Source organism: Paenibacillus sp. FSL R5-0701, assembly GCF_037973995.1.
Lineage (GTDB): Bacteria > Bacillota > Bacilli > Paenibacillales > Paenibacillaceae > Paenibacillus.
This window is the reverse complement of record NZ_CP150230.1, coordinates 6,004,265-6,019,159: the sequence shown is the minus strand read 5'-3', so window position 1 is coordinate 6,019,159 and position 14,895 is coordinate 6,004,265. Positions and strand designations below refer to the sequence as shown.

The 14,895-nt window shown below is 45.2% G+C and carries 8 protein-coding genes; all 8 read left to right on the top strand.

All coding sequences use genetic code 11. From position 1 onward, the window contains the following. The first annotated feature begins 135 nt into the window (after positions 1 to 135). Complete coding sequence (locus tag MKZ13_RS26645) at positions 136 to 1,926, top strand: histidine kinase (RefSeq protein ID WP_100529851.1); 1,791 nt, start codon at positions 136 to 138, stop codon at positions 1,924 to 1,926. Then, positions 1,919 to 3,511, top strand: a complete 1,593-nt coding sequence (locus MKZ13_RS26640; RefSeq protein ID WP_339179494.1) for a response regulator transcription factor — start codon at positions 1,919 to 1,921, stop codon at positions 3,509 to 3,511. The genes MKZ13_RS26645 and MKZ13_RS26640 overlap by 8 nt, the downstream gene beginning before the upstream one ends. A 175-nt stretch (positions 3,512 to 3,686) precedes the next feature. Next, complete coding sequence (locus MKZ13_RS26635; protein ID WP_339179492.1) at positions 3,687 to 6,596, top strand: sugar-binding domain-containing protein; 2,910 nt, start codon at positions 3,687 to 3,689, stop codon at positions 6,594 to 6,596. A gap of 278 nt (positions 6,597 to 6,874) precedes the next feature. Continuing rightward, positions 6,875 to 7,858, top strand: coding sequence for a sugar ABC transporter permease (locus MKZ13_RS26630; protein ID WP_127546607.1), 984 nt, complete (start codon positions 6,875 to 6,877; stop codon positions 7,856 to 7,858). A gap of 15 nt (positions 7,859 to 7,873) precedes the next feature. Beyond that, the gene (locus MKZ13_RS26625) at positions 7,874 to 8,776 is read left to right on the top strand and encodes a carbohydrate ABC transporter permease (RefSeq protein WP_127546605.1); all 903 of its coding nucleotides are present in this window, start codon (positions 7,874 to 7,876) and stop codon (positions 8,774 to 8,776) included. 190 nt (positions 8,777 to 8,966) lie between these two features. After that, the gene (locus MKZ13_RS26620; protein ID WP_339179489.1) at positions 8,967 to 10,655 is read left to right on the top strand and encodes an ABC transporter substrate-binding protein; all 1,689 of its coding nucleotides are present in this window, start codon (positions 8,967 to 8,969) and stop codon (positions 10,653 to 10,655) included. A 389-nt stretch (positions 10,656 to 11,044) separates the two neighbouring features. Continuing rightward, positions 11,045 to 12,748, top strand: coding sequence for an ABC transporter substrate-binding protein (locus tag MKZ13_RS26615; protein ID WP_339179487.1), 1,704 nt, complete (start codon positions 11,045 to 11,047; stop codon positions 12,746 to 12,748). Between the two features lie 331 nt (positions 12,749 to 13,079). Then, on the top strand, positions 13,080 to 14,765 hold the full coding sequence (locus tag MKZ13_RS26610; protein ID WP_026081466.1) for an ABC transporter substrate-binding protein: 1,686 nt from the start codon (positions 13,080 to 13,082) through the stop codon (positions 14,763 to 14,765). Positions 14,766 to 14,895 lie beyond the last annotated feature (130 nt).

Sequence of the window (14,895 nt, the reverse complement as noted above, 5' to 3'; positions counted from 1 at the left end):
GCCTGGCAATATATTACCCATTGCAATGACAATCCGAATTCTGGCGGTTATGTGGTATGATTAATTCTGAGGACAGGGCATCCTGATCCTGCTGTTTATATGTAAGCGCTTATACAGATGACGGAAGGTGCAGACATGTTGAAAAGGCTGATACGAACCACCAATAATCTCAAATTAAAGCATAAATTGCTCATTTCCTATGTACTGGTTGTCATGATTCCGGTCCTGATTGTTGGTCTTGCTGTGACCAGTTATTTTCGCCAGCAAGCCCTGGACAATGCGATAGGACAGACGATCATCAATGTGGACAAGATCAAGAGCCAGACAGCAACCATGCTGCGTGTACCAACCGATATATCCAATCTTTTAATGTTTAATGCGGATCTCAAGGAGATCGTGAATAAGCGGTACAAGAGCGTTGTGGAGTTAACCTCAGCGTATCTTGCATACAAAGACTTTCAGGAATACAGGCGTTTGTACCGTGAGATAGCCGGCATTCGCTTTTACTCAACTAACCCAACATTGATCAACAACCTCGAATTCATTCCGGTAGACAAGCAGACGGAAGAGAGTTACTGGTACCAACAGGCATTGAAAACAACCAGCATCGGGTGGTTCTACATCCCAGACAAGGAAGATAATCCTGTACACAAGCTCAGCCTGGTGCGCAAAGTACCTTTTGCCGAGTATCGGACAGAGGGCGTGTTGATGATTGTGATCAATCAGGATGAGCTGAACGGATTGCTACGTCAGGAACAGTTCGAGACGATGATTACGGACGAGCAGGGGTATGTGGTTGCAGCCAAGAATACCGAGCTGGTGGGTAAAACGCTGGATGAGCTTGATTTTGGCGTTGATCTGCAGAATCAGGCGAAAGGCACCATAGAGGGTGATTTCCGGGGGGAACCATCTAATATTGTTATTGATGAGCTGGGCCCTGGATCGAGCATGAATAGCCTGAAGGTGATTTCGGTTTTTGCCACCAAAAATATCGTCAAAGACGCCAACACCGTCAGCTTGATTGGCATGATTTTTATTATACTGGTGCTGGTGATCGCCCTACTATTCGTATATATCATCTCGTTCCTCACTTCGAACCGATTGCTCCGGCTGAGTAAACACCTCAACAAGCTTGCATTAGGAGACCTGAACGTGACTTCACGGATTGATGGAAATGATGAGATTGGGCAACTATCAAGACAGTTCAACTATATGGTGAAAAGTATCAATGAACTCATGACGCAGGTGGTAGAAGCGACCGAACAGAACAATCAATTGGAAATCGCACAAAAAGAGATTAAACTGAAAATGATGGCGAGCCAGATCAATCCCCATTTCTTGTTTAATGCATTGGAGTCCATTCGCATGAAAGCCCATATCAAAGGGGAAGCAGAGATTGCCAACATCGTCAGGCTGTTGGGCAAGCTAATGCGCAAGAGTCTGGAGATTGGCAGTGGAAAAACAACCTTCCGGGCTGAACTAGAAATGGTACGTTCCTATTTGGAAATTCAGAAATTCCGGTACGGCGATCGCCTCGCATTCCAGATTCATATCGATCCCGAGGTGGAGAAGATGTACATTCCGCCTTTGATTATTCAACCTTTGGTTGAGAATGCGATTGTCCATGGTCTGGAGAACAAAGAGGGGACAGTCCGTGTTCATATAAGTATTCGTTTAGTTGAGAACATTGTACAGATCCGTGTGGATGACAATGGTGCAGGCATAACGCCAGAACGACTGGCTGAGGTGATGCAGTTTATCTGTGGACCGGAGGAACAGGAGAAGAGTCGGATCGGCATGCGTAATGTACATCAACGCTTAACATTGACGTACGGCGAGCCGTATGGATTACAGATTAAGAGTGTATATGGGGAAGGAACAGAGGTTTCTTTCACTTTGCCAGCAGGAGGGGACCAACATGTATAAAGTATTTTTGGTGGATGACGAACCGAGCATACGTGAGGGACTGACAACCATTATCGAGTGGGAAAAATACGGATTCCAGGTCATCGCTACAGCTGCCAGCGGGCGTGAGGCCATCTCCCGGTTTGAGGAATTGGAGCCTGATCTGACGATTATTGACATTCGTATGCCCGGTATGACCGGGCTGGATGTGATTGAAGAAGTCCGCCGGAATCATCCGGATTCGCACTTTTTGATATTAAGTGGTTACGCGGATTTTGATTATGCCAAAAAAGCCATCAGTTTTGGTGTGGATGGTTATCTGCTCAAACCGGTGGATGAAGAAGAGATTATTGGTGAACTGGAGCGTATTGCTACAATCCTGACCCGTGAACGGGAGACAATTGCACGTCATGCTGGTGAAGATACCGTCTATCGGGAGCATCAGATCGAGGCTTTGCTCTTTGACAGTCTGGAGGGTGCGGGTAGCATGGAAGAAGATAGCTTGGGACTGCACTGGCCTCACTATCAGATTGTGCTGCTGGAGCTGCATGTAGCCCCCGACCTGCAACGGGGAAGTGTTATGAAACGCAAACTGATTGAAGCATTTGACCATAAAGACCGAGGCATTGTATTCTCGTTCCATTCAGGTCTGGGGCTGTTAAGTAAGGAAACAATCACATCCGAGTCTTCTGCAAGAAATCTGTATGATGAGCTGGAAGGACTGTTGGGAGAATGGGAGGTTCACATGTACGGTGCTGCGGGAGAACCTGTACATTCCACTTCTGAAATTGCGCGGTCATACACACAGGCGAATCGTTTACTCGGGGAACGCTTCTTGTTCACGGAGCAACGCATCATTTTGTGGAATGAAGGCAGCGAAAGCGTTGTTAAGCCAGAAATTGAAGCTGTGGACGGAGCCCATGAGCCAGTTGAGGACGAACTTGCGGACAAGCTGTATTATGCGTTAGACATCCGAAGTAGTGAGTCCGTTATGCGAGTACTGGGTGAGATGGAAGAGCGCCTGGTTCCATATCACCGAACAGAGCAAGCGATCAAGACGGCGTTCTCACAGGTATTTTCCCTGGCGTTCAACAAGCTTGCAGCGACGAATCAACATATGCACTCCATTATGCAGGAACATTCGGTTCTGATTAATGAAGTCTATCATCAATTTACGATGTCTGACCTCAAAGTCATGGCAGCGGAACATTTGAATCGACTTATTCAACGTATGGGTGGAGGAAGTAAGGATACTGTATTAAAACAGATGATTGAATTTATCCAGCGTAACCCTGGCGAAAATCTCAAGCTGGAGGTACTTGCTGAAGTATTCAACTATAACAGTAGTTATCTTGGCAAGTTGTTCAAGAACCATACAGGAGAGTACTTTAATGTATTTCTGGACAAGGTCCGTATGGAAAAGGCCAAGGAATTGCTGGATGAAGGACTCAAGGTCCATCAGGTTGCGGCCAGAGTGGGATATGCGAACGTGGACTATTTCCACGGTAAGTTCAAGAAGTATGTAGGTGAATCCCCTTCCGCGTACAAACAGGCCAGAAACCAATCATCAATTAAAGGAACGGCTACGGATATAAACGAGGAATAAGTATGGAGTGCGGGGCCTAGCCCTTGCCTATTGTGTAAAACGTTTTCGGTATTGCTGAGAAATTCCCAGATTCATCATATTGTCCATGCACTTCCCATGATAAGCAATGGTCACGGAATGTTTCACATTTTAGACTGGATTTACAAGAATCCAGTTGAAGGGATGGCTATACGATATGAATGTATCTGATATAGGCGCTGTACGTCAACCATTGAACTTAAATGGAACATGGCAGTTTTGTTTGGATCTGGAGTCCGATAAACTCGTTGAACAAGAGATATTACCGCCATCACAGTGTGAAAACACATCATGGGAGACCATTCAGATTCCCGGTTCATGGGAAGAGCAAGGATACGGAGATGAGCCTGAATACGAAAGGCTCGATACCTGGACAAAGGTACGCGAGTATGAAGGCTCAGCCTGGTATGCTCAGGATGTCCATGTTCCATCAGAGGATCCCGGATGCCACTATGTATTCAGATTGGAAGGTGTCCGATGGACAACGCATCTCTGGATCAATGGACAGTATGCCGGGCAGCAGGATAGTCTGGTGAATCAACAGAAGTGGGATGTCACTTCTCTGGTGAAGCAGGGAGAAGTGAATCGTGTGGAGATCCGCGTGGATAATACGATGAAACTTCCGCTGGCGGGTAGCCATATTCATTCATTGCATACGGCCACAGCCTGGGGGGGAATCACAGGTGGTGTTTATCTGGACAGTATGCCTCCCTGCCGATTACAGACGTTACGTATTCAACCAGATGCTGAGAACGGAACCATTCTGGTTGATTGTACTGTAAGCGCTCCCGCAAATGAATCGGCTAGATCAATGCAATTACATGTGGATATCCAGCATCCGGACGGCACATGGCTTAATCGATATAGTTGTAATGTGAATCTGAGTGATCCATCACATGTGGATATAAGCTCAGCAGGTTTAACTGAAATCAACGCTGTAATAGAACAGTGGCAATTGGAACTTGGAACAGAAAAGTCTATCGCAAAATGGTCGGATGAATCCCCTGAATTATACAAGGCAGTGATCCGTCTCCATGAAGGTGAACAGGAACTGGATCGACTGGAGCAATCATTTGGTGTACGCTCCTTTGCAACAAACGGGAAGCAGCTTGAATTGAATGGGACACCAGTATATCTGCGTGGGTACGTCGATTGCTGTATCTTCCCACTGACGGGTTATCCCGTCTGGGACAAGGAGCATTATCTTCAGCAGTTTCGAATCGCCAGATCGTATGGTTTCAATCATGTCCGACTGCATGGGTGGAGCGCGCCGGAGCCTTTCTGGGAGGCGGCTGATGAAGTCGGCATGCTGGTACAGGCAGAACTTCCCCATTGGTCTCGTTTCTTTGAGCAATCGGATCAGTCTGCGCCAGCTGAAGTATTGTCCTATCTGACACAAGAACTGGACGGGTTGCTTCAGTCGCTGCATAGACATCCTTCATTCGTCATGTTCTCCATGGGGAATGAACTCATTGGCCCGAATGGTCACCCTGAACTCAATGCATGGGTATCGAGGGCAAGGGATATCGACCCAACCCGGTTATATACGGACAATACAGGTTTTGGACAACTTCCGGCGCAAGGGCGGGAAGGTGATTATTATATCCAGTCGTTGAACTGGCATCCCCCCCTGGAATCCGCATACTCAGCTGTGCCGGATACCACGCTGGACTATCATGCAGTCACCCGGCTTGCGGAGCATCCCGTCATTGGGCACGAACATGCACAGTACACCATGTATGTGCGGCCCCAAGAGCGAGCCAAGTATACTGGCGTATTGCGTCCTAGCTGGTTACGACCGATCGAAGAATCGTTAACTAACAAAGGAATGATGGAGGACCTCGAGCATTTTCAACAGGTCAGTGGTACCCATCTGGTACGTTCCTTAAAAGAAGCCATGGAGCGAATTCGGCGAACACCGGACGCTGCGGGGGTACAGCTTCTGGACATTCGCGATTTTCCAGGGCAGGGACATGCTACGACGGGCATTCTTGATGTATTTTGGGATGACAAAGGCATTACAACACCAGAAGAATTCATGCGTTTCAACGCAGATGTGGTGCTGTTATTAAGCTGCAAGGAGCGTACATTTTACGCCGGAGAATCCATTCATGTCGATGTACGCATCTCTCACTACGGTAAGGAGCCGCTTGAGGACGCGCTCATTCAGTGGAGGTTAATAAGCGATGATGTGATACTCACTGAAGGAGAATGGAAGACCGGAGATATCCAATGTGGGTCCGTCATGTCACTGGGAAGCATCGTCGCTACAGCACCTCGGGAAGCAGCAGCGGCTTTTCGGATTGAGGCGGAGTTGATATCAGGCGATTTGGAAAGAACTGTAGCGAATGTATGGCATGGCTGGTCGTTTCCTTTTTATCAGTCTCATCCGGGTTCGAATCGGTTCTGGAATACCGTGGCAGAGCTGCAGCCACTTCTCGGGGAAGCACAACATGATGGCGTAGATCGCATCGATGGATTTCAGTTGTTGAAAAATCGGGAGATTGACTTGGTGATCGTTCAGTCGTTAACACCCAATGTCGTTGATTATGTGGTCAACGGGGGGAGTGTTTGGCTACAGTCAACCGCAGAAGGGTTATATGATTCAGTGAAGACCAAGTATCTGCCTGTATTCTGGAATTACCTGATGTTTGCTACACAGCCTGGTGCAACGATGGGCATGTATTTGAGAGAACAGCTAGCACTACTAGGGTCCTTCCCGCATGATGGGGCTTCGGACTGGCATTGGTATCACTTGGTGAACGGTACACCAGCGATAGGTTTGGATACGTTGCCCGGGGTGGAGCCGCTGATCGAAGTGGTGGACCATTTCCATCGGGCCAAACGACTCGCTTATGCCTTTGAGGCAAAAGTAGGGAAGGGTAAGATTTTGATATCCTCACTTCCGTTTGCCAACCTGGCTTTAATGAAGCGTCCAGAAGTCGCCTTTTTATTTCAGGAGATACTTGCGTATCTGCATGGAGATCAATTCCGTCCAGCAACCTCCATATCCGTAGCGCAATTACTCGGCATCGTTAAACTGCAAACGATTCAATTCACATTGTAATTATAGGGACCCGAAAGGGTCCTTTTTGTATGCAATCAGTTTGAAGTAAACGATTTCTATAAAACGTTTTCGAAATTTACCAATTTAGATAATATATTACCTTAATATAACTTTTGTTTCATTTAAAAGTAGAATATATCACTGATTTTAACGAATTAATGTCTGATTATATATGTCTATATCTAATTTTTATATGATTTTCTCTAAAATCCAGATGGTATTTTGAAAACGCTCTATCGGGTATGATTATTTTATAAAACAGAGGAGGGGGAACGGAGATGGAAACGCTAACAAAAAAATCCGCTTCCGCGAACAGAAGCAGTGACCCCAAACCGCCTTTAAAGAATCGGCGGAACGGAATTTGGGACAGAATGAAACAGCAGAAATATCTCTATCTCATGTCATTGCCATTCGTAGCTTGGGTTTTCGTTTTTAACTATCTGCCACTATGGGGATGGACGATGGCTTTCCAAAATTATAAACCTGCCAGATCGTTTGGTGATCAAGAGTGGGTTGGTTTTAAACACTTTGTAGAGCTGTTCAGTGATGATCGTTTCTATCTGGTACTTCGAAATACACTTGCAATGAGTTTGATGGGACTGGTTGTCGGTTTTATCGTACCGATATTCTTCGCTATTCTCTTGAATGAAATGAGAGGCATGTTCTTCAAACGTGCCGTGCAAACGGTATCATATCTGCCTCACTTTGTATCCTGGGTCGTTGTGGCAGGTATTATCACCAAGATGCTCTCCACCGATGGCGGGATTATCAATGATCTATTGGTAGGACTGAACATTATCGATCAGCCGATCCAATTCATGGCCAAGGGGAACTTGTTCTGGTACATTGTAACCGCTTCAGATATGTGGAAGGAAACCGGTTGGAATGCCATCATCTATCTGGCGGCGATTACAGGTATCGACAATGAGCTGTATGAAGCTTCCCGTGTAGATGGAGCCAACCGCTGGAGACAGATGTGGCACATCACGCTGCCTGGCATACGGACCACGATTTCCGTACTTTTCATCATGTCAATTGGACATCTGATCAGTATCGGTTTCGAGAAGCAATTTTTGCTACAAAACAGTCTGGTCACAGACTACTCGGAAGTACTTGATCTATACGCGCTCAATTATGGTTTGAATATGGGACGATTCTCATATGGTACAGCCATAGGTATATTCAACTCCGTTGTCAGTATCATCCTTCTGTTTACTGCGAACGGCTTGTTCAAAAAATTCACAAAAGAAAGCATCATGTAGGGAGGGGACGACATTATGGCGAACAAAGCATTCAATGCTACTCGGGGCGATAAACTGTTCGATATATTCAACATCCTCGCGATGACCATGGTGCTGGTTGTAACACTTTATCCATTCCTTAACGTACTAGCCATCTCACTCAATAACTCGACAGATACAGTACGTGGCGGAATTTACTTGTGGCCTCGCGAATTCACATTACAGAATTACAAAACGATTTTCCAATATGATGGATTGCTACAAGGTTTGCAGATCTCCATTCTGCGTACACTTGTAGGTACCGTGCTCGGATTGATCAGTTCATCCATGATCGCCTTTACACTGAGCAGACCTGACTTTGGACTTAGAAAATTTGTATCCACAACACTCGCACTCACGATGTATTTCTCCGGTGGTCTGATTCCGGTATACATCCTGATGCGTGACTTGGACCTGATCGGTACATTTTGGGTATATGTATTGCCTGGCATGATCAGTGCATTTAACGTCTTCATCATCCGTTCCTTCATTGATGGCCTGCCATACTCATTGCAGGAATCCGCGAAGCTGGACGGAGCGAATGACTTTACAATCTATTACAGAATCATCTTGCCACTGTGTAAACCAGTGCTTGCTACCATCGCATTGTTCCTGGCTGTAGGTCAATGGAATGCGTGGTTCGATACGTACCTGTATAATGGTTCAAAGGCACATCTGACCACGCTCCAATATGAGCTGATGAAAGTATTGCAAAGTACGCAGCAAGGCTCAGGTGCTGGACGAAATGCCAATGATATGGCACAGCAAATGACACAGATTTCACCGGAATCGATCAAAATGGCGATTACGATCGTTGTAACGGTTCCAATCCTCATTGTATATCCATTCCTTCAGAAGTACTTTGTTGGCGGTATGACACTGGGCGCAGTAAAAGGTTAAACAATTGGGTACAGGCTGCCACATAGAGCGGCCGTACATCTACAAACAAATGAAGCATCAGGATACCCGAAGCGCAGCCATTTGGTCTGCGCTTCACCGTATAGGGCTGCGGTGTGGTATTCATGAAGCTATAGACAGGGACAAAAAAGTCCCGGACAAACAGACATATGAAACAGGGAGGATTACCATTATGGCAAGTTCCAAAATGAAGATTGCACTGGCACCAGTGCTTGCAATGTCTTTACTCGCAGGTTGCGGTGGAGGAAGCGGCAGTGATACGTCGTTCAAGGATACAAGCGCAGAGACAACTCCACTTACTTTTGATTTCTTCAGCGTTGACCCCAGTCCGAACTGGAATGGCATGAAGGATGAAGTAGGTAAAGTCCTTACGGAAAAAACAGGGATAACCCTTAACGGTGAATTTGCCGTTAGTGGTGGTCAAGATAAAATATCCTTAATGGCGGCGAGCGGAGACTATCCGGATATTGTCTCCCCCAAAGGAGAACTCAGCAAACTGGTGGATGCCGGAGCAATGCTCGATCTGACAGATCTGATCGACCAATATGCTCCCAATCTGAAGAAGCTGTATGGTAATTACATGGACCGGTTGAAATACAGTAATGAAGATCAGGCTATTTATGTGCTGCCGACGTATTATGCGGTAGACCAGAAGTACTTTGATGCAGGTGGTGGATTTGGTATTCAACACCGTGTACTGAAAGAACTCGGATACCCGGAAGTGCGTACACTTGAGGATTACGAGAATGTATTGAAGGCGTACAAAGAGAAACACCCAACAATTGATGGTCAGCCAACAATCCCGTTAACATTGGACGCGGATGATTGGAGAATCATGATTACCGTAACGAACCCTGCCTTCCAGGCAACAGGTGCTCCGGATGACGGTGAATACTATATCGATCCAGAGACGTATGAAGCAAGTCTGCATTACAAACGTCCAGAGGAAAAAGAGTACTTCCGCTGGTTGAACCATATGTATAACACTGGATTGCTGGATCAGGACAGCTTCATCCAAAAAACAGACCAATACAAATCCAAAATTGCAAGTGGACGTGTTCTGGGTGTCATTGACCAGGATTGGGGTTATTCCGATGCAGAAAATGCACTGAAATCTGCGGGCAAGGATGAAGCAACGTATTCACACTTCCCGGTAACCCTGTCCGAGGATATCAAGGATCATGCTTACCAAGATCCAGGTTTTGTATCCGGTTGGGGTGTAGGGATTACCACATCGAATCCTGATCCGGTTCGTACGATCAAATTCTTCGATTACCTGGCTTCTGAAGAAGGGCAAGTGCTGATGAACTGGGGAATTGAGGGCAAACAGTACGAAGTGAAGGACGGCAAACGTGTCATTCCTGCCGACATTCTGGATCAGAAAACCAATAATGCAGCCGTATTCCAGAAAGAAACGGGTATTGGACTGTACACCAATATGTCTGGTCACTATGGAGACGGTGTGAAGGATTCAACGGATAACTACTACACTACGAATTTCCCTGAACAGATCGTGGCAGCATATTCCGATGCAGAGAAAGAAACACTCAAAGCTTACGGTGCTACGACGTGGAAAGATCTGTTCCCGAGTGAAGACGAGTTCCCGATCAAACCATGGGGAGCAGCATACAATCTGCCAACACCAGGTGACTCCAACTACAACGTCATCTTCAAGAAAACACAGGATATCATTCGGAAACGCATCCCGGAAGCCATCCTGAGTACTCCTGAGCAGTTCGATGCCATCTATGATGGCATGATTGATGAAGTGAACAATGCAGGAGCAGAGGATATGGAGAAACAATACACAGAACTCGTTCAAAACCGTGTTCAATTGTGGAGCGGTGAAGAGACTAAATAAGCTATCGATTAAATGGATTCAAACCGAGAAAGAACCCGGATAACCGGGTTCTTTTTTATACCTAAAACGTTTTCTAAAAAACGTTTTCAATTTTATAAATTCACTATTGACAAGGGATATAGGAGCGATTATTATTCAATTATGAAAGCACTTACATTGTCTCGTACATCAGAGAAAAACAACATACATCATTCTCATTTATTCAAGGGGAATTCCAGAGGGTGACGAGTAAATTAAGGTGTGTGAAGATCCATTCACCGTTTTAAAGAAAACGCTTCTAATGTTATAAAAACAAGAAAATTACATTTGTTTCATCTGGTCACGGTATGTGCAGGTCAGCCTGTTATACAAATATACAGCTTCATTAATATCCATAAGGGGGATTACACATGAAGGGCAAAACACCAAAAACATTCGCAATGCTTCTGTTAGCCAGTGCACTTGCAATTACAGCAGGATGCAGCGGCAGTGGAGGAGGAACTAACGCTTCAGAAAAGCCGGTTGATTCCGGAGATACAACCACTCCAGTGACCTTTACATTCTTTGGTGCAGATGCAAGTCCAAGCTGGAACAACATGAAAGATGCAGTGGGCCAAGAGATTACCAAAAGAACAGGTGTTACAATTGAAGCAGAATACGATGTGAACAATGGTGGCGACCAAAAGATACCTTTGATGGCTGCCAGCGGTGATTACCCTGATATTATCTTTCCTAAAGGTAACCTGTCGAAGCTGGTGGATGCAGGCGCAATGCTGGACCTGACTGACCTGATTGAGGAACATGCACCTAACCTGAAAAAGATATATGGCGATCAGATGAATCGTTTGAAATACAGTCTGGAAGATCAAGCGATCTATGCTATTCCAACCAACATGGGTGTAGATAACGTTGCTTTTGATGCAGGTGGTGGATTCGAAATTCAGCAAAGAGTGTTGAAAGAACTGGGATACCCAGAAGTGAAAACACTTGAGGATTACGAAAACGTTCTTAGAGCGTATTATGAAAAGCATCCAACGATTGATGGTCAACCAACCATTCCACTGACACTCAATGCAGATGACTGGAAGATCATGATCACGGTAACGAACCCGGCCTTCCAGGCAACAGGTGCACCGGATGATGGGGAATATTACATTAATCCTGAAACGTATGAAGCGATGCTTCACTACAAACGTCCAGAGGAGAAAGAATACTTCCGCTGGTTGAACAAAATGTACAATGAAGGCCTGCTCGACAAAGATACTTTTGTTCAAAAAGATGATCAATACAAATCCAAAATCGCCAGTGGCCGTGTACTCGGTCTGATCGACCAAGACTGGAACTATGGCGAAGCTGAGAACGCTCTCAAAGCAGCAGGTAAGGACGAAGCCACATATGCTCACTTCTCCGTGTCCCTGAACAAGGACATTGTGGATCACACCTTCCAGCCAACAGGATTTGACGGTTATGGCATCGGGATTACAACTTCGGCCAAAGATCCGGTACGGATTATCAAATTCATGGATTGGCTCGCTTCCGATGAAGGCCAGGTGTTGAGAAACTGGGGTATTGAAGGTGAACACTACAATGTAGAAAATGGCAAACGTGTGATTCCTGACGAGGTTCAGGAACGCAAAACAAATGACAACTCCAATTTCACGAAAGAAACAGGAGTTGGGTTGTACAATATTTTCAGCGCAAGATACGGTGATGGTGTAAAAGATTCTACAGACAACTACTATACAACGAACTTCCCAGAGCAGATCCAAGCAAGCTACACACCAGCTGAGAAGGAAACGTTGAAAGCATACGGTATCACAACATGGAAAGATTTCTATCCATCCGAAGACGAATTGAAATTAAAAGATTGGGGCGCAGCGTATAATATGCCTGTACCTTCTGACACAGACTACAACGTAACATTCCAGAAAACACAGGATATCATCCGCAAACGGATCCCAGAAGCGATCCTTGCCAAACCTGAGAACTTTGACAGCGTGTATGACAGTCTCCTGGCTGAACTTGATAAAGCAGGTGCAGTAGAAATGGAGAAACAATACACGGTTTGGGTGAAAGAACGTGTCTCCCTGTGGACTGGAAAAGATGTGAAATAAGCTTGAAAACAAAGCATTAAAGTTAAGGATTTTCATTGCAAAAAAGCCCTTGAAAAAGGGCTTTTTTTGTTGTTGACGTAAGGTGGCGATAGCAGTATAATCTATCATGTAAGCACTTTCAGTAAGCGGTTTATTTCATTTCCGAAAACGTTTTACGTCTGTTAGAAGAATAATCTTCTTTTTACAGAATCGAAACGTCAGCTTCACTAAAAACGTCGGAATGAATGAACTCGAAAGCGTATTCAAAAAAAGTGGTATCCTCAGGCATAAAGCCTGTTATACAGATAAAACCTTCATAAATAATAGGGGGAACTAGACAATGAGAGGCAAAATGAAAGGCAATACACCCAAGACGTTTGCAATGTTGATGCTCGCAAGTGCAATGTTGGTTACAGCTGGCTGCGGGAATTCGGGAACCAAAGAGACTTCGGAGTCCAGCGGTACCGAACCCATTACAGTTACGTTCTTTGGAGCGGATGCTAGTCCGACCTGGAACAAGATGCAAGATGCTGTTGGTAAAAAGATCACGGAGCAAACAGGCGTTACAATTGAAGCTGAATATGATGTAAATGATGGTGGTAACCAGAAGATTGCACTGATGGCTGCCAGTGGTGACTTTCCGGATATGATTTACCCTAAAGGTAACTTATCTAAGCTTGTGGATGCAGGCGCGATGCTGGATCTCACGGATCTGATTGAGGAGCATGCTCCCAATTTGAAAAAAATCTATGGGGAACAGATGAACCGTTTGAAATACAGTCTCGAAGATCAAGCGATCTATACCATTCCAACCAATATGGGTGTCGATAATGTTACGTTTGACGCTACAGGTGGATTCGAAATTCAACAAAGAGTATTGAAAGAGCTTGGATACCCTGAAGTGAAGACACTTGAGGATTACGAGAATGTACTCAGAGCCTATTATGAAAAACATCCAACGATTGATGGTCAACCAACCATTCCATTAACATTAAATGCAGATGATTGGAAAATCATGATCACGGTAACGAATCCAGCTTTCCAGGCAACAGGTGCACCGGATGATGGTGAATATTACATTGACCCTGAAACGTATGAAGCAAAATTGCACTACAAACGTCCAGAGGAAAGAGAATATTTCCGCTGGTTGAATAAAATGTACAATGAAGGCCTACTGGACAAAGATGCATTTGTTCAAAAGGATGACCAATACAAGTCCAAAATTGCCAGTGGTCGTGTCCTCGGTCTGATTGACCAAGAGTGGAACTATCAAGAAGCGGAGAACGCACTTAAATCATCTGGCAAGGATGATGCCACATACGCTCACTTCTCTGTATCACTTAACGATGAAATTGTGGATCACACGTTCCAACCAGCCGGATTTGACGGTTATGGCATCGGGATTACAACTTCGGCCAAAGATCCAGTGCGTATCATCAAATTCATGGATTGGCTTGCTTCCGATGAAGGACAAGTTCTGAGAAACTGGGGTATCGAAGGTGAACATTACAACGTAGAAGATGGTAAACGCGTGATTCCAGATGACGTTCAGGACCGCAAAACGAATGACAACTCCAATTTCAGTAAGGAAACAGGAATTGGGATGTACAACGTATTTAGCGCAAGATACGGTGATGGGGTAAAAGATTCAACGGATAACTATTACACAACGAACTTCCCAGAGCAGATTGTAGCTGGTTACACAGCTGCAGAGAAAGAAACACTGAAAGCTTACGGTATCACGACTTGGAAAGAGTTCTATCCGGCTGAAGAAGATCTGCCAGTTAAGGATTGGGGCGCAGCGTATAACATGTCCGTACCTTCCGGTACAGACTATGAGGTAACGTTCCAGAAAACACAGGATATCATCCGTAAACGGATTCCGGAAGCTGTTCTGACTACACCAGCAAACTTTGATGCAACCTATGATGCTTTACTGGCTGATTTGGACAAAGCGGGTGCAGTTGAAATGGAGAAACAATTTACGGTTTGGGTTAAGGAACGTGTCTCTCTGTGGACAGGAAAAGACGTAAAATAACATGGATTGTCTGTGATCCATGGTTAAACAAGGAAAGGGCCCTATATGGGGCCTTTTTTTTGTGTAATGATGTGATGATTTGCATTGACGCAAATTTTGAAATCACATATAATTTTATTATTGTAAGCAC